Source organism: Novosphingobium sp. EMRT-2 (assembly GCF_005145025.1).
GTDB lineage: Bacteria > Pseudomonadota > Alphaproteobacteria > Sphingomonadales > Sphingomonadaceae > Novosphingobium.
Window position 1 is genome coordinate 317,992 of record NZ_CP039695.1, and the last position, 18,699, is coordinate 336,690.

Annotated in this window: 23 protein-coding genes; 7 read left to right on the forward strand and 16 right to left on the reverse strand. The window is 63.2% G+C overall.

The features are described from left to right. Nucleotides 1–31: 31 nt before the first annotated feature. From FA702_RS01690 to FA702_RS01755, 14 genes are all read right to left on the reverse strand, one after another. Entirely contained in the window at nt 32–1,048 is a 1,017-nt protein-coding gene (locus FA702_RS01690; protein WP_136954764.1) for a TraU family protein, read from the reverse strand. Next, nucleotides 1,045–1,746, reverse strand: coding sequence for a conjugal transfer protein TraW (locus FA702_RS01695; protein WP_370385489.1), 702 nt, complete (start codon nt 1,744–1,746; stop codon nt 1,045–1,047). Before FA702_RS01695 ends, FA702_RS01690 begins: the two co-directional genes overlap by 4 nt. Continuing rightward, nucleotides 1,736–1,975, reverse strand: coding sequence for a hypothetical protein (locus FA702_RS01700; RefSeq protein WP_136954765.1), 240 nt, complete (start codon nt 1,973–1,975; stop codon nt 1,736–1,738). The genes FA702_RS01695 and FA702_RS01700 overlap by 11 nt, the downstream gene beginning before the upstream one ends. Then, entirely contained in the window at nt 1,972–2,391 is a 420-nt protein-coding gene (locus FA702_RS01705) for a hypothetical protein (RefSeq protein WP_136954766.1), read from the reverse strand. The genes FA702_RS01700 and FA702_RS01705 overlap by 4 nt, the downstream gene beginning before the upstream one ends. Further along, nucleotides 2,388–2,717 carry a hypothetical protein gene (locus tag FA702_RS01710; RefSeq protein WP_370385490.1) on the reverse strand — a complete coding sequence of 110 codons (330 nt, stop codon included), beginning with the start codon at nt 2,715–2,717 and terminating at the stop codon, nt 2,388–2,390. Before FA702_RS01710 ends, FA702_RS01705 begins: the two co-directional genes overlap by 4 nt. Further along, nucleotides 2,714–5,254, reverse strand: a complete 2,541-nt coding sequence (locus tag FA702_RS01715; RefSeq protein ID WP_136954767.1) for a TraC family protein — start codon at nt 5,252–5,254, stop codon at nt 2,714–2,716. Before FA702_RS01715 ends, FA702_RS01710 begins: the two co-directional genes overlap by 4 nt. Continuing rightward, nucleotides 5,251–5,907, reverse strand: coding sequence for a TraV family lipoprotein (locus FA702_RS01720; RefSeq protein ID WP_136954768.1), 657 nt, complete (start codon nt 5,905–5,907; stop codon nt 5,251–5,253). Before FA702_RS01720 ends, FA702_RS01715 begins: the two co-directional genes overlap by 4 nt. 35 nt (nt 5,908–5,942) lie before the next feature. Next, nucleotides 5,943–7,280 (reverse strand): TraB/VirB10 family protein, encoded by a 1,338-nt coding sequence (locus tag FA702_RS01725; RefSeq protein WP_136957209.1) that lies wholly within the window; start codon nt 7,278–7,280, stop codon nt 5,943–5,945. Between the two features lie 17 nt (nt 7,281–7,297). Continuing rightward, nucleotides 7,298–8,095 (reverse strand): type-F conjugative transfer system secretin TraK, encoded by a 798-nt coding sequence (locus FA702_RS01730; protein ID WP_370385491.1) that lies wholly within the window; start codon nt 8,093–8,095, stop codon nt 7,298–7,300. Then, the gene (locus FA702_RS01735; RefSeq protein ID WP_136954769.1) at nt 8,079–8,717 is read right to left on the reverse strand and encodes a TraE/TraK family type IV conjugative transfer system protein; all 639 of its coding nucleotides are present in this window, start codon (nt 8,715–8,717) and stop codon (nt 8,079–8,081) included. Before FA702_RS01735 ends, FA702_RS01730 begins: the two co-directional genes overlap by 17 nt. A gap of 8 nt (nt 8,718–8,725) precedes the next feature. Next, nucleotides 8,726–8,992: a type IV conjugative transfer system protein TraL gene (locus FA702_RS01740; RefSeq protein ID WP_124807523.1), complete on the reverse strand. Its 267-nt coding sequence runs from the start codon at nt 8,990–8,992 to the stop codon at nt 8,726–8,728. A 131-nt stretch (nt 8,993–9,123) separates the two neighbouring features. Continuing rightward, complete coding sequence (locus tag FA702_RS01745; RefSeq protein WP_136954770.1) at nt 9,124–9,462, reverse strand: hypothetical protein; 339 nt, start codon at nt 9,460–9,462, stop codon at nt 9,124–9,126. Between the two features lie 175 nt (nt 9,463–9,637). Beyond that, on the reverse strand, nt 9,638–10,438 hold the full coding sequence (locus FA702_RS01750) for a DsbC family protein (RefSeq protein WP_136954771.1): 801 nt from the start codon (nt 10,436–10,438) through the stop codon (nt 9,638–9,640). After that, the gene (locus FA702_RS01755) at nt 10,422–10,703 is read right to left on the reverse strand and encodes a hypothetical protein (RefSeq protein ID WP_136954772.1); all 282 of its coding nucleotides are present in this window, start codon (nt 10,701–10,703) and stop codon (nt 10,422–10,424) included. The genes FA702_RS01750 and FA702_RS01755 overlap by 17 nt, the downstream gene beginning before the upstream one ends. Nucleotides 10,704–10,992: 289 nt before the next feature. On the opposite strand from FA702_RS01755, the gene FA702_RS01760 reads away from it, so the two are divergent. The 6 genes from FA702_RS01760 to FA702_RS01790 all read left to right on the forward strand — a co-directional run bounded on the left by FA702_RS01760 (nt 10,993) and on the right by FA702_RS01790 (nt 15,128). Further along, the gene (locus FA702_RS01760; protein ID WP_136954773.1) at nt 10,993–11,469 is read left to right on the forward strand and encodes a hypothetical protein; all 477 of its coding nucleotides are present in this window, start codon (nt 10,993–10,995) and stop codon (nt 11,467–11,469) included. Nucleotides 11,470–11,564: 95 nt separating this feature from the next. Further along, nucleotides 11,565–11,987, forward strand: coding sequence for a helix-turn-helix domain-containing protein (locus tag FA702_RS01765; RefSeq protein ID WP_136954774.1), 423 nt, complete (start codon nt 11,565–11,567; stop codon nt 11,985–11,987). 271 nt (nt 11,988–12,258) lie between these two features. Beyond that, complete coding sequence (locus tag FA702_RS01770) at nt 12,259–12,735, forward strand: winged helix DNA-binding protein (RefSeq protein ID WP_255504670.1); 477 nt, start codon at nt 12,259–12,261, stop codon at nt 12,733–12,735. Between the two features lie 139 nt (nt 12,736–12,874). Continuing rightward, nucleotides 12,875–13,372, forward strand: a complete 498-nt coding sequence (locus FA702_RS01775) for a MucR family transcriptional regulator (protein WP_136954775.1) — start codon at nt 12,875–12,877, stop codon at nt 13,370–13,372. Between the two features lie 48 nt (nt 13,373–13,420). Further along, nucleotides 13,421–13,696 (forward strand): HU family DNA-binding protein, encoded by a 276-nt coding sequence (locus tag FA702_RS01780; protein WP_136954776.1) that lies wholly within the window; start codon nt 13,421–13,423, stop codon nt 13,694–13,696. Between the two features lie 571 nt (nt 13,697–14,267). Beyond that, nucleotides 14,268–15,128 carry a recombinase family protein gene (locus tag FA702_RS01790; RefSeq protein ID WP_255504671.1) on the forward strand — a complete coding sequence of 287 codons (861 nt, stop codon included), beginning with the start codon at nt 14,268–14,270 and terminating at the stop codon, nt 15,126–15,128. A 254-nt stretch (nt 15,129–15,382) separates the two neighbouring features. Here the strand turns inward: FA702_RS01790 and istB are convergent, their stop codons facing one another. Both istB and istA read right to left on the reverse strand, forming a co-directional pair. Beyond that, nucleotides 15,383–16,192, reverse strand: coding sequence for an IS21-like element helper ATPase IstB (istB, locus tag FA702_RS01795; protein ID WP_009823666.1), 810 nt, complete (start codon nt 16,190–16,192; stop codon nt 15,383–15,385). After that, a complete protein-coding gene (istA, locus tag FA702_RS01800; RefSeq protein WP_162832905.1) occupies nt 16,192–17,655 on the reverse strand; it encodes an IS21 family transposase in 1,464 nt (487 codons plus the stop codon). The genes istB and istA overlap by 1 nt, the downstream gene beginning before the upstream one ends. A 331-nt stretch (nt 17,656–17,986) precedes the next feature. Here istA and FA702_RS01805 point away from each other — a divergent pair, with 331 nt between their 5' ends. Next, a complete protein-coding gene (locus FA702_RS01805; protein WP_255504672.1) occupies nt 17,987–18,619 on the forward strand; it encodes a zinc ribbon domain-containing protein in 633 nt (210 codons plus the stop codon). The last annotated feature ends 80 nt before the right edge of the window (nt 18,620–18,699 follow it).

The following is an 18,699-nucleotide window of genomic DNA, read 5'->3' on the forward strand; positions in this document are numbered from 1 at the left end:
TCGATAATCGGGGTGAGGGCGGTGACGCTGCTCATGGGACCGGTATCCCGGCGCAGCAGATCACCTTCTCGAAGAGCATGAACTGGGCGTTGTCCTTGCCCGGGGCATGTTTGGCGGACGACCAGAGCGCACCGGGCCGACCGATATTGACGCATTTGCCGCCCTTCACGGGCTCCATGATCTGGAGCTTGTAGCGGCTCTTGGTCCAGATCGGCTGCGGCTTGAACGAGCAGCCGTCGGCCGAGCTGATGGTGAGCGCGCCGAGGCGTCCCATCATGAAGGTGCCGCGCGCGGCGAGCCCCGCCCAGGCCTCGACCGAATCGTCGAAATGGATGTCGCCGGCGATGGGATAGGTCGCGCCCCAGGAGCCCATGCACCAGAACAGGGGATCGATGACCTTGCCGGCCGCCGCAGCAGCACTGTCGGCCATGCAGGCAAGCCCCGCCGCGGGATTGCCGAAGAGGATACCTTCGGGCTGGATAATCGCGCCCAAGGTTCCCGACTGCCAGGTCGGCAGGACCTCGGTGATCATGGCGACGTCGAACCCGTCGTCCTCGAGGCACGGCAGGTCGGTGAACATGTCTAGCATCTTCCAGACCGGCGAGACATAATAATGCATCTGCGCGAACATCTTGCGGGTGTTTGTTCCGTCGGAGATCGAGCTTTGCGACCCTTGGAGCTTACCGTGCGTCGGCAGCAGATCGGCGCCCAGCGCCATCATGCAGCCGGGCTCAGTCACCACATCGACCATGCGGCTGGGCGACCAGAACGAAACCTTGACCCCGAACCAGAAGGTTGCGCCCTTACGGCAGGCGCAAAGGGGTTTGGACGAGGACTGTGCGTCGAGTTCCTTCGATAGCTTGTCGAAGCTGCCGATCCGCACGCCGCCGATGGTGATCGGGAAAATGCAGTTCCAGCGCACTTTGGTGATCGGGTTGAACACCGTGCCCGCCGGGCAGGAGGAGGCATGGGCCGGGGCGGCAGCGCCAAGTCCTGCCAGCAGGAGCGCAGCGGCGGCGAGCCAGGACTTTGTGTGATGCTTATTCATGGCGCTGGCTTTCGCTGGATGGTGGCAGCGCTGCCCGATGCATTCGGGCGCTCAAGCCGGACTTCGGTCAGTTCGAGCCGCTGGCCGACCTGGGCGATGATGACGGGGGCCACGGTGAGGCCGAGGCGGTCCTTGATCCGCTCTTCGAGGATGAAGATCGGTCGTCCGGTACGCTCGGAGAGCGTGATTGCATCGTCATCCCTGGCACTTCCCGCAGTCAACAGAATGAAATCGGTCAGCCGCGCTGTTTTCAGCGCCCAGGCGAGATCGCGTGGGAAAACGACGACGAGGCGCTGCGGCAGCGTCACATAGGCCAGCGGATTGAAGCTGTAGCCCTTGGGGTAGAGCAGCTCGCCGCTCGGCAGGCGGATTTCGGTGTCGAGCGTGTAGAAGGGCACGACGCTGCGGGTCTGGCTCTTCGTCGCGGGCACAAGGTGAGCGGCTTTCATCGCCGACCAGGACGAGCGCGGGCCGTATTTTCCCCGCATGTCGGGCGGGAGCTTTGACGCCCGCGCCTCGATTTCGGCAAGGGCGTCGGGCTCGACGATCGGCCAGGTGCGGCCGATGGTCGAAGTCGCGGCACGGGCGCTGGCGGCAACCACGACCGATGCCACGAGTAGTGCAGCGATCATGCCGGTCTGGAAGGCGACCACGCCCCAGCCTTGCTGCCGGTCTCTATTGTGCGGATCAGTGGCCATGGCGGCGCCTCCACCAGTCCTGGCGCGGCGCATCGGCGACGCCGTGGATCGCGATGATGAGCCCGCTGATGGCGATCAGCAGCACCATGCCCACCAAGATGCGCAGCGGCAGATCGACCTGCGGCGCCGACCACAGCACCAGCGCGGCCTGGATCAGCAGCAACAGGTGGGTGCCGACCATCAGACGGATCGCCGAGGGCCCGGGCACGGCGGAGAGGATACCTCTCATGCCCGCCTCCATGACCGCATGTGGTATAGTACGCGCGCGAGGCCACGATGAATATTGGGCGCGTAGCGAACCAGGAGCCCGCCTCCGAGCGCGGTCGCGGCCGCAACAGCCAGCAGAATTTGGGCGGGGTTGCCCGGGGCGACGAACCAGCAGACCGTCGAGGCGAGTGTCGCGACCAGCGTCTGGCCAGCGACGAGGAGCCCGATCGTGCGGCGGGCTGCCCGGCGTTCGTCCGCGAGCGTGAATTCCTGATCGACGACCAGCGCGCGCAGCGTGATCAGCTCGGCGCCCATCTCGTCGTGACGGCGCAGCAGGAATTCGTGAAGCGTCTCGTCGGCGCGGCGGCAGGCAAAGGGGCAATGCCGGGGCGGGCCGGAACTGTGCGATGAACCATTCAGCGATGCAGGTCCGGTCATAGTCCCCTCCAGCGGCGATAGCGAGCAATCAAATGTCCGGTGAGCCCCGCCAGGGCGATCAGCAGCACTCCGCTGACGAGACAGGCTCCTGCGACCATCAGCGCGCCGCGCAAAACCATGTCCGTTGGCTGATGGAGGACGAGGCCGGCGGCCAAGACCAGACCCGCCATCAGCACGGTCTCGATCAGGATCAGCCGGAAGCGCCAGCGCAGCGCTGCGGCTTCGGAGCGGATCGCGACCCGCGCTTCGATGATGCGCTCGATCTCGGCATCCTTGCTCCAGTCGAGCGGGAGCTGGTCGGGATGGGGGCGTCTGAACCGCATCATACCACCTCCCGATCCGAATGGCTGAGAAGCAGCGGCGTAGCTTCGCCCAGGATCTCCGCCGGGTTCACGCCTGCGAGCTCGCAGACAGCCTCGAGCGGCGAACGGCCTGCGCGCAGCAGCGCCTCGAAGGCCGCGACCTCGGTCGGCGCTGAGGTGTTGATCCAGTAGCTGAAGGGGTCGACGACCAGCCGGGCGATGCCGAGCCCGAGCGGGCTATCGATGAACACCTCGGAATAATTGGGCTTGTTGTTGCGAACCGACTTGAGGAGTTCGAGGACAAAGCCTGAATAGTCGAGGATCTTGTTCTCGACCGCCTTGTCGTAGGTCGAGCCCTGCAGCAGGAAGCGCGTCGCGGCATTCTCGAGGATGACCTGACCGGTGCCGCCGAACAGCAGCAGATCGTTCATCGACTGCATGACGATGCCGAAACTGCCCTGGTACTTGCGCGCGCGGCGGTAGCCCTGGCCGAAGGCCTCGGCGAGCCGCGAGAGATCCTGCCCGTCGGTGCGGGTCATGAACTGGGCTGCCTCGTCGCAGAGCACGAAGCGGGGGCGGTCGCGGCCCGACAGGTAGAGCTCCTGGGTTACGGCGTTGACCACCACCATCACGACGACGTCGAACAGGTCGGGCATGTTCTTGAGCCGCTCGAGCTCGAGCACGACGAATTCATCGCTGGAAATGTCGAGCGTCGACGGCCCGTTGAAATAGTGCCCGTAGGCACCCTCCGACCCGAAATCCCTCAGATTAAACGCCAGTTCGCGCGCGACGGGCACCAGATGCTCGACCCGGTCGAGATCGCTTGTGGTATTGGCGGGATAGGCCCCCAGCCAGTCGCGGACCGCGTCGATGCCGTCCTCGGCGCGGCCCGAGTCGATCGTCCACTGGACAGCCGACTTCAGTAGATTCCATTCGGAGGTCGAAACGCCCTTGCGGGTCGCGGCATTGGCCATCTCGGCGACGATCGCGACCGCCATGGCGATCGCCGACTGACGGTCATCGCCGTCGAGCGCGAAGCCCATGTCGAAGGGGTTCAGGACGAGCCGTTCCTCGCCGATGTCGATATAGCGGCCCGAGCACAGCGTGCAGAGCTTGCGGTAGGAGCCGCCGATATCGATGATGCGGATGAGCGCGCCGGACGCGTAATATTGCTGGCAGAGGTTGTTGAGCAGGAAGCTCTTGCCCGCCCCGGACTCGGCAGAGACGATGAAATTGTAATTGTTGATCCGCGGATCGAAGAGGTCGAGCGTGATGAGCTGCCCCTTGCGGCCGGTATAGAGCAGCGCGGGGCGGCCGCCGCCGCGAAAATCGGTCTGGATCGGCGCCATCAGCACCGCGGCCTTGACCGGCATGCGAAAATCGCGTTCGAGCATGCGCAGCGTCTTGCCGTCGGGATAGAGCCCGAACGGCAGGCTCATCGGCAGCAGCACCGGATTGAGGTAGCTCTCTTCCTGCATCATGAAGGGCAGGGGCTCGGCTTCCCACAGCCGCTTGGCGCGCGCCGCCATCTCGCGCGCCTGGGCACGGCTCTGGCCGAACACCCAGACGGTCGGGATCACCCGCACGAAACGGCTGTTGCCGGCCTCGTCCAATACCCAGCCGATCTCCTCGATCTGCTTGCCGACCTCGACCGCGAAACTGCCTGCGGCCTTTTGCGCCGAGAGGATTTGCGCGCGCTTGTGGATCTCGAAGGCCGAATGATCGAAGAGGACGTTCAGCGTATAGAGGAACGGCCCGCCGATCTGATCGCTGTCCTCGGCACTGCCGCGCATGCCGCCGGTCAGGCGATTGGCGCGCTCGGCGCTGATGCGGCGCGCCGGCGCCTTGGGCGTAAGGCAGCGCGCGACCTGGTTGCCAAGGAAGACCTCGGGGCCTTCGAACAGCAGGTCGGGACCCGCATCGATGATTTGCTTGCGCAAGGGCCGAGGCTCACTGCCGTCACTCGCGCCGTTGACGAAGCTGCCTGGCGCCGCCTGGAACACGCCGTTGAACACACGGCGGTAGAAGCTCATCATCTCTTCCGGTGGCAGTGGCACGATCCCGAGCTTGGCGAGTTGCTCCTCGATCTGGCGTTTGGGATCTTGCCCTAGGGGCTTTCGCGTCTTGACCGCCAATATCGTGCGGAAATTGCGGATCGGGATACCGTGGAGTGCGCTGAGGCCATGGCGGCCTTGCCGCAGATATTCATAGGTGCGCCGGGCCGAGGCCTGGATCAGCGGATCGTCGCGGGTCTTCAAATCGAGGAAGGCATCCAGCGCATCGTCGATCAACGGATCGGCGAAGCTCATGATCTGCAGCACCGTGCCCGGCTCAAAATGGATGTTCAAAAGCCCGAGCAAGGCGCTGTGAACATGAGCGAACATGTAGGCCGATGGCACCAGCTCCCAGGCATAGCCCCAACCATCGTCGATGGTGAGGAAGGCGCCTTCCTCTTCGACCCAGGCCACCAGCGGCAGATGATCTGAATAGGAATCGCGTGCGACATGGCGCCTGAGCGCGGCGAAGCTCAGCCCGCCGGATTCCTCGTGGCGCGCGCTCATCGGCGGGGCTCCTTGCCGGGAGCGGCAGCTCCAACAGGCGGTGCTACTGGAGCCGGATCGATGCTATCGGCAGGCTTCTCGCGCAGCTGGCCGAGCACCGGCAATTGCGAGGCGGGCGAGACAGGCTCGACGAGGTAGCCGCCGACCACCCAGGACGGGCGTTCGAGAATCGAATAGACGTAGCGCGGCATGTAGAGCCGGTCGGGCCGCTGCCGGTCGGCATAGGGCAGGATCAGCGTGCGCACGGCCTGGCTCGGCTTGAGCATTGGCGTCACGGGCTGATCGATCAACCCCTGCAACTCGCGGTATACGCTGTCGCGGTAACCCGAATAGGCACCTGGCCCGGTCTTGCCGCGCGTCCCCATCGGCGTGGCGGCGGCCTGGTCGCCATTTGCGGCTTCGCCGTTCCGCAAGAGGTTCTTGTCCCGCGTGACAGCGGGATCGGAGCGCGGGCTGCGGCCTGCGACCGCGTCTTCATAGGCCTTCTCGGGATGGATGCACTGGCCGTGATCCGAGTTCTTGCAGGAGAATTTTTCTGAATATGGCGACATCACCGAGCCGACGGTGGCGCAACCACCCAGCGGCAGGGCGGCTACGACGAGCGTGAGCGGCAGCAGGCGCAAACGCGGTCGGGCGAGGGACGATCGGTACATGGCGGAATCTCCGAAGCTGGGGTTGAGCCGGGACATCAGAATTTGCTCCCGGCACTGGGCTTGATCTCGAGGGTCACGCCCTCCTGGATGACGACCACCACTTCCTTCGCCGCTCCGACCTCGACGATCGGGCCGGCCTGGCGGGCGAGGTCGAGATAGAAGTCGGTGAGCTTGTCGGAGGATTTGGAGAGCCCGCCGGCGATGCCGGTCTTGGCAGCATCGCCCGCGTTCAGCGTGCGCACTGTCCCCAATGCCGAGGTCGAGGTTTCGCCGAAGGTGTTTTCGACCGACTGGCTGATGCCGCTGATGGTGCCGGCGATGAAGCTCCTGGCGAGCGCGGCCCCGGCGCGGGTGACCACCTTGCCCGACAGGCCCTTCTTGCCGTCGGCATCGACGAAGAAGCCCTTGACCGGTTGGTCGACCACTGAGTGCTCGTCGAAATCGACGCAGGAGAGCGAGACCAGCTGGATCTCGACCCGCTCCTTGGCGAGACTGCCCGTGGCGTTGCCGACGACGAAGCAGCCTGACAGGTTCGCCTTGACGTCATTGGGAAGCACGGCGGGTGCCTGGACGCGAGCGATGATCGGTTCCGGGTTCGATGTCGCGTCCCGGCTCGCCAGCGCGTCCACCCCGGTCAACAGCCGCGCCTTCATGAAACCAGGCGGCAAATAGATCGTCCGATTCTTTTTTTTCGAATCCGGCCCGTTTCCCGATGCGTCCTTTGGCAGCATCGGGCTCGTGGCCGCGCCGATCGAGCCCACGACCTTCTCGACCGGCGGGGCAGGGGGTGCTGCCGGCGGGGCGGGCGGAACCGGTGGTGATGGTAGCTGCGCGTCAGCCCCTCCAGGTACGTCCGTGGGCGAGGGCGGGAAAGCGGGCGCGCTACCTGGCAGTGCGGGCGGCAGGTCTCCGCTGTCTGCACTATCGCCCGGAGGCGTGGCGCCGTGCGGCAGGACCTTGCCCTCCTCGATTGCGGAGATGCGGTCGCCAAGCAGTTGCTGGCCGTCTATGACCTTCTTGAAATCGCCGCGCAGCTTCTCCTCGAGGCTGTCGCCGCGCAGGCCTGCGCCCATGTCGAGCTTGGCAGCGGCGGGCGCTGTAGCCTTCTCCTCCTCGCCGCCGGTGCTCGCCGTATAGAGCCCGTAGCCTAGCACGCCGACCGCACCGGCGAGCGCCGCCTGCTTGATCCGGAGTTTGGTGCCCGAGCCGAGCGCGTCCCAGCGCGCTTTCCAGTCGAGCAGCGCCGGGCCGCGCTCCGGGCGGCCGTCAGCTGCGGCTTCGGCCGCCAGATGCGCCTGGTAAGGGCTCTCCGCGCCGGTCGGTTCGGCGCCGGGCAGCTGGCGGCTCTCAGCAGATTTCGCGGGCCCGGACATGGGAGTGTCGTCGATGCTCATTGTCCCTCTCCCCGGCGAATGACGATGAGCCGCGCTGTTTCGCCGGGCTTGAGCGCAAGCCGGTCGAGCGAGACCGCGAAGATGTTGGCGCCGAGTGCCCGGTCGAGAAATGTCCGTTCGTCGAGCGCTGCGTCGCTACTGGCCGCGACCAGATATTCCGAGGCTGACAGACCCGCGCCCTCGATCGCGACGCGCCTCCGCTCGGTGAGGATCGCGGCGGGAAGACCGCCAAGCACGATCCTGCCGCTGCGCGGCGCCACCTCGGCGAAGCTTGCCGGCACGCGGTCCTGCAGCAGCGCGAGTGTGATCGAGACCGCGCGGTCTTCCTCGACCAGCGGACCCAGCAGATCGGCATTGATCTTGGCGCGCTGGACCGAACCGGGCGCGAGGGTCACCGTCTGCGCGGGAATATCCGCAGGCTCGGCATAGAGCGGATAGATCGCCCCATTGCAGGCGATGAAGAATTCCGACGGCGTCGTGACGTAGCTGCGCGTCGTCTGGCCCAGATCCTCGGTCTCCTTGACCAGGAACTTGATCCAGGCGTCCGAGCCGCCCTTCTCGACCGCGATCGCCTTTTCGGCGGAGAACTTGACGTCCTCGATCTCGCCGCCGGCGCAGACGACATGGTTGATGTCGCGGTTGGACAGGCGGACGGTGCTGGTCTGGTCGGGCAGCGCGATGATCCCTTGCGCCTGGGCGGGCAGGGCCGGTGCCAGTACCGGCATCCCTATCGCAGCGGCGAGCAGCATCGCCCGAGCCGCGCGCGGGGCGCGGGCTTTACCGGAGTTCGGCATCGAATTTTTCCTCGGTGAGTTGGGTGAGCCAGAAGCGGCCGTTGTCGATCGCGTAACCGATGTGGAGATTGCCGCGGAACTTGCGGATCACCCCGCCGATGACGCGGACCTTTTCGACCGGGACGACGATGTCGGTCGATGTCCAGGTTACCGGCTGATCGGGCCGGATATAGGTCGCGATCGAGAGCGTCGGATTGTCGGCGAGCTCGTCGAGGATCGCGTTCAAAGAGTCCCGCAAGGCGTTGTAGGCGCTGGGATGGGCGAGGCTCAGCAGCTCCTGGAACTGCTTGTCGGCGCTGTAGGCCGAATAGGTGCCCGAGAGGCTGACCACGTTGCGCGTCATGGTGCGCAAGTAGGCTGCCGACGGCACATTGCCGGTGACATAGAGATCGCCCGATGCCCCGAACGGCACGATCACGGTGCGCTGGTTCTGGTTGGTCGTGTAGATGAGCGTGCCGAGCACTGCGGTCACGCCGAACATGCCGGCGATCGCGAACTTCAGGAGCCGGTTCTCCTCGAACAGGTTCGCCGAGCCCTGGAGGTAGCGGTGGATGGCGAAACTAGCGGGCTTGCCGGCGAGAGGATCCTCGGGAGCCGCCTTTCGGGATCTGAACAGGGGCATAGTCGGCCTCACTCGAAGAAGCGGGTCTGGGTCGGACCCGGGTAATGACGGAAGGAAACCAGCCCCCAGCGCCAGGCGAGGTGGGGCAGGAAGCCGCGCGGTTTGCTGCGCTTCCAGGGGATGAAAAGGAGAAGGGCGCAGATGAGCACCCAGCCGACCAGCCCGCCGACGATCGCGGCGACGAAAATGGTCGACATGACCAGTACGAACTCGTCCGATCCGAACCAGAGGATCTGGACCGGGCCGTGCAGATACTGGGGCAGACGCTCGTCCAAAACCCTTCTCCTCCTGCTTCATGACACCCGTCACCAGGGGTCATTTCCGAAGGCCGACCATCGGCCTCCAGCGTGTCGGGGATTGCGCCGGTCGCGGGTCCACTCGCGCGCCCGGCCGATCCCCAAGGGGGTCAGATCACCATCCCGAAAGTCTGGAGGATGGCGTCGGACTTGATCAGGCAGACCGCCGCGACGATGGTCGGGATGCCGATCATGACGTTGGAAAACAGCCGCGAAACGCCGAACAGGAAGGCCGCGACACCGCCGACAAAGCCCATCGGGCCCTTGACGCCCTTGTTCACGACGATGTCGTAGATATCGTAGCCGAGGTCGCCCGCCGCCGGCGCGGTGAAGGCATGCGCCCCACTGCTCACCAGCGCGAGGATGGCCAAAGGGACGCCGACATTGGCGGCGGCACTGCCGACCGCACTACCGATATGGGCGGCCTGATTGCCGATCTTCTTGATCATGTGTTCAACTCCACTTGTTTGGGGCTGCCCGGGACATTGCCTGCCGGCATCGATGGATGATCGCTGTCGGCCGACGCACGCGGTGGGCGGCTCCTGACGGGCCGCGAGCGCCGGCATTCCGGTCCGCTTGGGTCCCGCGAAGGGGCACAGGCGTCCGCCAGATGGGAAAGGGGCCTCACTTCGCGGCATCGGCGCTCGGCTTTCCGCCGTCGAGAAAGGCTTCGAGCTCCGCCTGCTGGAAGCCCGAGACGAGCTTGCCGTCGGCGATCAGCGTCGGGGTGCCGGTGATGCCGAGCTTGCGCACGATCTCGGCGTCCTGGGTGACCCGAGCTGCGCCGTCTGCGCATTTTTCAAGGGCTTTGGGGGCAGCGCCGGCGTAGATCGCGCGGAACGCAGCCTCCTTGTCCGCCGAGCACAATATGTGTTCGGCCTTGGCTGCGGCCTGCGGATGGATGCCGCTCACGAAATAGACGAGGCGGCGCACCGGCTTGCCTTCGGCGGCCTTCGCGGCCCAGAACTTGTCGAGCGCGCGGCAATAAGGACAATCGGGATCGGTGAACTCGATGACGGTGGGAGCACCTGCCGGGCCGATCACCAGCGCCTTGGCGGGATCGATCAGCTTTAACCGCTTCGCCGTGCTCGCTTCCTGGGCGAGGGCAGTGATGTTGATCCCGTTCTTGTCGTAGACCGTGGCGAACAGGATGTGCTCGCTCGCTGGGGCATAATAGATGATGCGCCCGCCCGCGACCGCCTGGTAGATCGCGCCCTTGACCGGTGCGGGGCCGAATTCCTCGAACTGGAGATTGGTGAAGCTCTGGTGGAGCTGGGCCTCCGCGGCTTCGGCCGCTTCGCTGAGAAGCTTGGTCTCGGCCCTGCCGTCCTGGTCGGGCGCGGCCAGCGCCGCAGTGCCGCCCAGGAGCGCCGCGAGGGCGCAGGTAATCAGCGGCAACCGCCGCAGGTCAGCGAATTTCGCCATGGTCATGTTCCTTCTGGTTGGAATGGGGAAGCGCCGCGCGATCGATGTGGACGCTGGCGCCCAGTGGGATTGCGAAGGGCGGGATCGCGCCGCGAGGAAAGTCCGGGTTCTGCGGGCCGCGCGGGGTCTCGCAGCGGATCACGAAGCCCCCCTGGTGCTCGACGATGACAAGACGGGGTCGCGATTGCTGCGGGACGGGCGCCGGCAGTCCACGCCGGGCGGGATGGGCATTCGCGGCGCTGGCACCAAGTGCCAAGAGCGCCATGCTCAAACCTGTAAATCCCCATCGGAACATGGGTTGCCTCCTGCCTGTGATCGAACAACCGAGTGGGAACCTGTCCCGGGTCGGCTGCGTTCTGTGGCGGCAGCAATGGTGTTTTTGACTTCAAATCCGCAAGGAGCAGGCCATTGTCTTGGGCATTGGGCTGCGTCATTCTGACAAGCGCCAGCGAGTTACGCTTTTGGTTACCAATTCGTTGTATTTGATGTCGGCGTCAGGCCGTCAGGAGGAACGATCGATCGGCTCGACTTGATGGAAAGGAGCGAATCGCGCAGTGGGAAGGGTATCGCGTACCTTCAAACTGAAATTGTCTCCCGCCGGGGTCGAGCTCTTCCTCGACTGCCATTGCCGGCTAGGCCATCTCGTCAGCGAACTGCTTCCGTTCGGCAACACGCTCTATTGCGCGCTCATCCATCTCGAGCAGGTCGATCCGACAATTGTCGCTGACGATCTGAAAACCTTGAAAGAATCAGGGCTCGAAGGACCCCGCGTCTGCTTCGTCGGCGCGCCGCTCCTCATGGCGGACGTTACATCGCGGATTACTGACCGCCTCGGCGTCGCTATACAGAAGCGCGGACCGGCCGCGCTGAACTCGCGCCTGTTCATCGTGGCCCTGAAACGATTTCGTCTGGCTTCGCCCGAAGCGATCATGAAGGCCTATGACGAGATGCTTGTTCAGGCGGCCGACTGCTTGAAGGTCGGCAAGACACTACGCGCCAGGCGGTCGGAGCTTTCGCCGATCGGGCAATAATGGCCACAATTGGCGTTGACCAATTGTGTATGAAACACCAACTCTAGGCTGTCGAGCTGCCATGGCGGGCAAGGTTCAGCGGTCAGGAGGTGGAGATGTCGCACGAAAGCGTGACATCCGGTCCAGACGAATCTTCGCTTGCCGAAATCAAGCAGATGTCAGGCCGGAGAATCGAAGATGAACGCAGGCGTCAGGGCCTCACTCAACCACATCTCGCCAGGCGTGCGGGGCTCAGTGTGAGCTGGATCCGCGAGATCGAATCCGGCAATCCCCGGACCAAGATCGACGATCACCTGCGCTGTGCCGCGGCGCTCGGCCTGTCCCCGGGTTGTGTCCTCGTTCCCATGCTGTTCAGGGCGCATGGCAAGATCTGTCCGCCGCAGTTGCTTGCTGGCAACTTCCGTGAACTCGAATGCCGCCTGCTTGAGTTCATCGTCGACCAGACCATCGCCGACATGCGCCGCTCGCTGATGGGCGGCGAGGAGCCCGGCTCCGCTTTCCCGCAACTGCGCTCGTAAGCCTTGCACCCGAAATGGAGGAATCCACCCTTTGACTAATAATGCGACGCACTAGCGAAAATTAGGAAGGGCATTGCCGCAGGTTGAACCGGTCTCGCGAAGCACGCCCCCTCCATGCCCGTACACAGTTCATACCTTGAAGGAGAGCCCGAATGCCTGGAAACGACCCGCCCGCCGCAGCCGAACCCTGCGCAGTCAAGTCGTTGGCATTTCTTGGCCTTCTGGTTCGCTGCTCGGAGGTTCGTGGCTTGTTGCGTCAGAGGCGCAGGAAGTGACCGATGATCCAGTCGATGCAGATGCGCTTCGTGGGTTGGGCGTTCCTCACGGGGATGCGATCTCCGAAATGGATGCATCACCGCAGGATGAGGCCGCCGCCTTGCGCCACACAGGCCTGGCCATCGCGCGCTGGTGGCTCAGGGCACGCCGGCGGCGTGAAGAAATGTTCGGGCCCGGCCTCTTTGCCGATCCGGCCTGGGACATATTGCTCGATCTCTACACCGCCGCCGCACGCGGCGAGAGCGTTCAGATATCGAGCCTCGCCCACGCCGCGCGCGTGCCGCACTCGACCGCGATCCGCTGGGCCAGCATCCTGACGCGAGCGGGTATCGTCGAGCGGCGAAAGGATCCCACCGATGGGCGCCGCGTCCATGTCAGTCTGAGCGCCGCCGCCTCGGCCCTGATGGAGGACTTTTTTGCCCGATTGATTACGGATGGGCAGCGCCCGCCGATGATCGGTTCGGACATTTGACAGTGACCGAATCTGCCACGCGATCAAAGTTCGCACGGGGAACTGTTGGTTCATCCTGTCGGCGCATTTGCAATTGACGGCACGGACGATAAGCCTTTGCCCAATTCTTCACTCCGCCTACCCTTTAGGAAGGACATCCATGTATACGACGTCGGATCGGGACCTGAACCTTCTCACCCTCACTACCGACATCGTAGCCGCGCATGTCGCCAACAACAGCGTTGCGGTCGCCGATCTTCCGAACCTGATCGCCAATGTTCATGCGTCTCTGGCGGGGCTCGGCGCTCCGCCAGAACCTGCCGCGGCTATCCAGGAACCTGCAATCTCGGCCAAGCGTTCGGTGAAGCCCGACTACATCATTTGCCTTGAAGACGGGAAGAAACTCAAGATGCTGAAACGTCATCTGATGACGCACTACCAGATGACGCCCGACCAGTATCGCACCAAGTGGAACCTGTCCGCTGACTACCCGATGGTTGCCCCGAACTATGCCGAAAAGCGGCGCGCGCTGGCGAAGAAGATCGGCCTTGGCCGCAAGCCCGGCAAGCTGAAGGCGAAGGCCGAGGAGCCGGCGGCGCAACCGAAGAAGGTGAGAGCGCCGCGGCGGAAACTCTCGATCGCCGCAGCCAAAGGCTGACGGGCTTACCCTTCATCAACGATTTTCAACCCAGCAGGAGAGCTTGCCATGAACAATTCCGAACTCGTCGATATCATTGCCACCAGCCATGACATGACGAAGACCGACGCGAAGAAGATCGTCGATTCCGTGTTCGGTGCCATCGCCGACGCTGCCGCCAAGGGCGACGAAGTTGCATTGAATGGATTCGGCAAATTCAAGGTAAAGCATACGCCGGCCCGCGAAGGCCGCAGTCCGGCGACAGGCGAAACGATCAAGATTGCTGCGTCGAAGAAGCTGGCTTTCTCGGCAGCCAAGGCGGTCAAGGATCGGCTTAACGGCTGAAGCGGTTTTGAGGGAGTTCATCGATCGAATGGACTCCCCCATCCCATTCTGGCGGGTCAGGTTGCGTCGCTTCACTCGGCGAAAAGCGATTTATGACGCGCTTCTGCTGCGGGCGTGGCTCGAAACACCGCCTCGGCGCTGCACCTACTTTTTCTTTCGCCCGGAAATTCCTATTTGTCGCTTCGCTTTATGACCGTTGTCAGGTGTTCCGTTGGGAATGCAGTGACATGGGACTCCCGGGTGATGCTGAAAGGGTAAACGACCGTCCGATCAGCCGAAATTCTCTTTCGACCGAGCTGGTCCTGGAGGCACAGGTCAAATTTGAGAAATTCTCAGGTCGGTCTCTGTCGGAGCATGATGCGCGAGAAGCCCTTGGTAATCTGGCCGACTTCGTTAAAATACTGATCGAGTGGGACCGAAGTCCCGAAGCGTAGGGTCTGATTGGACATCAAGGTCAAATGCGCGCGGGCTTGCGATTCGATAAATGACTGATCGAGCAGGTTTTCAGGTTTCCCGCCAAAAGGGAGTTGAAAGGGGATAGTGCTTCGATCAGCAAGATAAGGACAAGCGGATGGCACGCCCCAGAAAAGCGAAAAGTGCAACGAACACGAGGGCCGCCGACAGGGTGCGTGCGGTTCTGTATGCACGGGTATCGACGCCGGAACAGGAGCGGGAAGGATTTTCAATACCCTCTCAGCTCAAACTACTTCGAGATTATGCGGCGACGAACGGAATTCGCATCGAGGGTGAATACATCGATGTCGAAACTGCGAAGCGGACAGGGCGGACCAATTTTGATGAAATGATCCGTTTTCTGAAGCGAAGCGGCCCGGTCAAAACGCTTTTGGTTGAGAAAACGGACCGACTATATCGCAACATTCGCGACTGGGTCACGATCGACGGTCTCGGCGTTGAGATTCACCTTGTAAAAGAAAACACCATTCTTTCTGACGGCTCACGGTCGTCCGAGAAGTTTATGCATGGCATCAAGGTGCTGATGGCCAAGAACTACATTGACAATCTTTCGGAAGAGACCCGGAAGGGAATGTTGGAAAAGGCTCAGCAGGGGATTTGGCCTTCGTTCGCGCCGATTGGTTACCTCAATGTGATGGGGACGAACGGAAAGAAGATCATTACCGTCGATCCCGATCTCGGGCCACTCGTGTCGCGGGCTTTCGAATGGTTTTCCACGGGCTCGTATTCGTTGAAGGAATTGGCGGCAAAGGTCCGGAAGGAGGGATTGGTCTATCGCAAAAGCGGAAAACCCATCGGCGTCAGCACGCTCCATGCCATTCTTCGCAACCGAATCTACACAGGGGCCTTCGAGTGGCTCGGTAAGTTATACAATGGCAATCACGATGCCCTCGTGACCAACGACGTCTGGGACAATGTCCAGGAGGTTCTGGATGGACGGAGTGCCTCAAACGTGTAGCGCGACGATTACGGAGTCCGGTCGGCGTCAATTATGATGGCCGATAGGTGGCCGCGCCGGTTGGTGAATTCTGGCTACCATTTGCTGTTGCGGGGAGCAACCGTCGAGCGACAATTACGACGCTGGGTAATTGTCGCTGACGCTGGCCGGAAGCGAGGGTCTGAAGCGCATGGGATGGTTGGCATGTAATTGCCGCTGGCGACAATTACCCGTTGCCTCAGCAAGGGTGCTCCCGAGCGCGAAGCCAGCGACAATTATGATGGCCGGTCCGGGGCGCCATTCGGCGGGTCGTAATCGCCGGCGTTGATACGGGCGACGGCGGAACGTTTGCGGTAGCTTTCGCCGTTCATCTCGATGATGATCGAGTGGTGCACGAGGCGGTCGATCGCGGCGACAGTCATAGCGGGATCAGGGAAGACGTTGTCCCATGCCGAAAATGGCTGGTTGGCGGTAATGGCGAGCGAGTGGCGTTCGTAGCGGTGGGCGATGAGCTCGAACAAGGCGCTGGTCTCGACCTGGTCCTTGCGGACGTAGGACAGATCGTCGAGCACGATGAGATCGAACTTGTCGAGCTTGTCGAGCATGGCGGGTAGGCTGAGGTCGCGGCGCGCGGACTGGAGCTTCTGGACCATGTCGGTGGTGGAGCAGAACAGGACGCGCCGCCCCGTGTCGATGAGGGCATGACCAATGGCAGCAACTGCGTGCGTCTTGCCGGTCCCGCTCTGGCCGAACAGCAGCAGGTTGCCGCCGCTCTCGATCCAGTCGTCACCGGCGGCGAGGGACAAGAGGTGCGGTTTGCGGATGCCGGGGGCTGCGTCGAAATCGAAGGTGGCGAAGGTCTTGCCTGCGGGCAAGCCGGACTGGTCGCGATGGCGCTGGATGCGCCGGGAGGAGCGATCGGCCATCTCGATCTCGAGAAGCGAGGCCAGCAGGTTGGCGGCCGGCCAGCCATCGCGATCGGCGGTGTCGGTGAGGCGCTTCCAGTTGCGGTTGATACTCGGCAGGCGCAAGGCCTTGAGCAGGGTAGGCAGCACGGCGGCGGCCTGGTCCTTGGTGCGGGTCATCAGTACACCTCCCCGCTGGCGATCAAGCTGTTGTAGCTGTGCAGATCGGGAGGCGGGATAGTGACATCGCGCTGCGATCTTGCGGTTGGCAGGAACTCGTCCCTGAGCGCATCGACATCGGGCAAGCGCCCTCTGTCGAGTGCCTCATCGATCCGCCGGGCCAGCACGTCGACACAGTCGCCCCTGGCGGCGATATCGAGCAGCGCGACGGCATCGCGGCAGGCCTGCCGTCCATCGAGTTGGGCATCGAAGGCTTGCCAGGCCCGCCGGTAGGCGTGATCGGGGAACAGGGCTTCGCGGTAGACGAGGTTGCGCAGCGCACCAGGCTTGCGGCGCAGGTTACCGATCATGTGCCGGAAATCGATGCTGTGCCCCCGGTGGGGATGGCTGATCCGCACACGCGGCGTGGACATTACCCTGTCCGGACCGAGGAAGAGCTCAATGCGATCGTCAAAGAGATGCGCGTTGAGGCGCCGTCCGACGAGGCGGGAAGGCACCGAATAGGTAACCCGATCGATGGCGACGGTGCCGTTGCGGGTGACATCGACGGTGACCATGGCGAAATCGGTGGTTCGCCTTGCGGGCAGCGCCTTGAGTACCCTGCGTTCTGCATCGATGTGCGCAGCATGCCGCCGGTTCTGTCTGGCGACCTGCGCCTCAACGAACTCGCGCCAGGCCTCGATGCTGACGAAATCGCGGCTTCCCCGCCGGCGTAAGGCCTGATCGAGCCGTCGCTTGAGATGGGCATGGGGACCTTCGATCGATCCGTTCTCGTGCGCCTCGCCGCGGTTGTTGCGGGTAGCGAGCATGCCGTAATGACGGCACAGCTCGTCATAGCTTCGGGTAAAATCCCGCTGCGCATCGGCGTCGAGGTTTTTGTAGGCGGCTGACAGGGAATCGCTGCGGTGTTCGGCCGGCGCGCCGCCCAGCTTCCACAAGGCATCCTGCAGGTGCTCCGAAAGGGCGGCAAAGCTCTCCCCGCCCAGCACGACAGCCGCATGCTCCCAGCCACTCGCCGCCAAGCGGAAGTGGTAAAGGCGATAGGCCAGGGTCTCGCCGGCAACGGTGACCTTGAGACTGTCGCATACCGTGAAATCCGACAGGCCCTGCCGACCGGGCTCATGATGCTGCGGGAAGAAGATCTCCTTCTCGCCGCCGTGCAGTGCCCGCCAGCGGGCGATCCGGCGTTCAAGTGTTCGTCGTATCGCATCGGGAACAGCATCCTCGCCGAACTCGTCCTGGAGCGTCTCGAAGACCGTGACGGCAATGATACCGTCGATCTGGAGCAACTCCTCGACGCGTGGCCAGAATGGCTCGAGCGGATCGGCGCGGGTGCGCCAGTGGCGCTCCTTCTTCTTCTGGGACGGAAGCTGCGGATCGTTCTCGATCCGGCGTGCGCTGCGCTCGCTGATACCGGCCTTGGCAGCCGCGACGGCCTGGGTGTGTTGGCGACGATGGGTCATGAAGAGAAATACCTGCTGATCGGAAATGTGGTGGCCCGGCATCGCAAACCCATCGCTCGTTGTTCGATGAGTGTTCCGATACCACCGCCCGCCACAGCCCCGATCAGCCCCCCCGAAAGAAGGGGAAAAAGATCGCCACCGGTTGTCTGGTCCGCTCTCCGGTCGGGGCTACGCCCCTCCCTACGATCAGCCCAGACAACCGATCCTACCGGCCATCATAGTTGCCGCTCAACCGGCCATCGTAGTTGTCGCCACGCACTCAAACGTGCGCGCAGATCCGGCGCAGTTCGCGTTCACTGGCTTAATGACCTGTGGGCACTGCGGTTGTGCCATGGTCGCCGAGATCAAGAAGGCAAAATACATCTATTATCATTGCTCCAGGTTCAAAGGTAAGTGCCCGGAGAAATATGTTCGCCAAGAGGTGCTTGAAGAGAAATTTTCCGAGCTGATGAACAAGCTTACATTTCCGCACTGGATACTCGCGGAGGTGCAGCAGGTCCTGCACGATGGTCGGGCTGCAGAGCAGCGTGACCGTGAGGAGACGCGTGGACGCTTGGCGGCTGAAGCCGACAGATTACAAAGGCGTCTCGATGTCCTGTATTCGGATAGAGTCGATGGTCGGATCGACGTTGAATTCTACGACCGAATGGTTGCCCAGTGGCGCGACGAGCGAGCACGTTGCCTGCGTGACATGGAACTGCTGGATTCGGCTGATGATGGCTACGCCGACGACGCGCTGGAAATCTTGAGGCTAGTTCAAAATGCCCATCACGAATTCGCAAAGCGGCCTCCGACTGAGAAGCGGAGGATGCTAAATTTGCTGCTATCGAACTGCTCTTGGGCTCATGGTTGCCTTACTGCAAATTTCCGCCATCCATTTGATATTATTGCTGAAAATGTGGTGTGTGGCGCAGGCCTAGGTGCGTGGCGACAACTACGATGGCCGGTTGAGCGGCAACTATGATGGCCGGTAGGATCGGTTGTCTGGGCTGATCGTAGGGAGGGGCGTAGCCCCGACCGGAGAGCGGACCAGACAACCGGTGG

Excerpts from the sequence above, each read along its gene's own strand:
- FA702_RS01695 (WP_370385489.1), bottom strand. The coding sequence starts at position 1,746 with ATGGCCACTGATCCGCACAATAGAGACCGGCAGCAAGGCTGGGGCGTG.
- FA702_RS01690 (WP_136954764.1), bottom strand. The coding sequence starts at position 1,048 with ATGAATAAGCATCACACAAAGTCCTGGCTCGCCGCCGCTGCGCTCCTG.
- istB (WP_009823666.1), bottom strand. The coding sequence starts at position 16,192 with ATGACCCGCACCAAGGACCAGGCCGCCGCCGTGCTGCCTACCCTGCTC.
- FA702_RS01805 (WP_255504672.1), top strand. The coding sequence starts at position 17,987 with ATGGTCGCCGAGATCAAGAAGGCAAAATACATCTATTATCATTGCTCC.
- FA702_RS01715 (WP_136954767.1), bottom strand. The coding sequence starts at position 5,254 with ATGAGCGCGCGCCACGAGGAATCCGGCGGGCTGAGCTTCGCCGCGCTC.
- FA702_RS01790 (WP_255504671.1), top strand. The coding sequence starts at position 14,268 with ATGGCACGCCCCAGAAAAGCGAAAAGTGCAACGAACACGAGGGCCGCC.
- FA702_RS01765 (WP_136954774.1), top strand. The coding sequence starts at position 11,565 with ATGTCGCACGAAAGCGTGACATCCGGTCCAGACGAATCTTCGCTTGCC.
- FA702_RS01755 (WP_136954772.1), bottom strand. The coding sequence starts at position 10,703 with ATGGCGCTCTTGGCACTTGGTGCCAGCGCCGCGAATGCCCATCCCGCC.
- FA702_RS01735 (WP_136954769.1), bottom strand. The coding sequence starts at position 8,717 with ATGCCCCTGTTCAGATCCCGAAAGGCGGCTCCCGAGGATCCTCTCGCC.
- FA702_RS01705 (WP_136954766.1), bottom strand. The coding sequence starts at position 2,391 with ATGACCGGACCTGCATCGCTGAATGGTTCATCGCACAGTTCCGGCCCG.
- FA702_RS01725 (WP_136957209.1), bottom strand. The coding sequence starts at position 7,280 with ATGTCCGGGCCCGCGAAATCTGCTGAGAGCCGCCAGCTGCCCGGCGCC.
- FA702_RS01730 (WP_370385491.1), bottom strand. The coding sequence starts at position 8,095 with ATGCCGAACTCCGGTAAAGCCCGCGCCCCGCGCGCGGCTCGGGCGATG.
- FA702_RS01775 (WP_136954775.1), top strand. The coding sequence starts at position 12,875 with ATGTATACGACGTCGGATCGGGACCTGAACCTTCTCACCCTCACTACC.
- FA702_RS01720 (WP_136954768.1), bottom strand. The coding sequence starts at position 5,907 with ATGTACCGATCGTCCCTCGCCCGACCGCGTTTGCGCCTGCTGCCGCTC.
- FA702_RS01745 (WP_136954770.1), bottom strand. The coding sequence starts at position 9,462 with ATGATCAAGAAGATCGGCAATCAGGCCGCCCATATCGGTAGTGCGGTC.
- istA (WP_162832905.1), bottom strand. The coding sequence starts at position 17,655 with ATGACCCATCGTCGCCAACACACCCAGGCCGTCGCGGCTGCCAAGGCC.
- FA702_RS01780 (WP_136954776.1), top strand. The coding sequence starts at position 13,421 with ATGAACAATTCCGAACTCGTCGATATCATTGCCACCAGCCATGACATG.
- FA702_RS01700 (WP_136954765.1), bottom strand. The coding sequence starts at position 1,975 with ATGAGAGGTATCCTCTCCGCCGTGCCCGGGCCCTCGGCGATCCGTCTG.
- FA702_RS01750 (WP_136954771.1), bottom strand. The coding sequence starts at position 10,438 with ATGGCGAAATTCGCTGACCTGCGGCGGTTGCCGCTGATTACCTGCGCC.
- FA702_RS01710 (WP_370385490.1), bottom strand. The coding sequence starts at position 2,717 with ATGATGCGGTTCAGACGCCCCCATCCCGACCAGCTCCCGCTCGACTGG.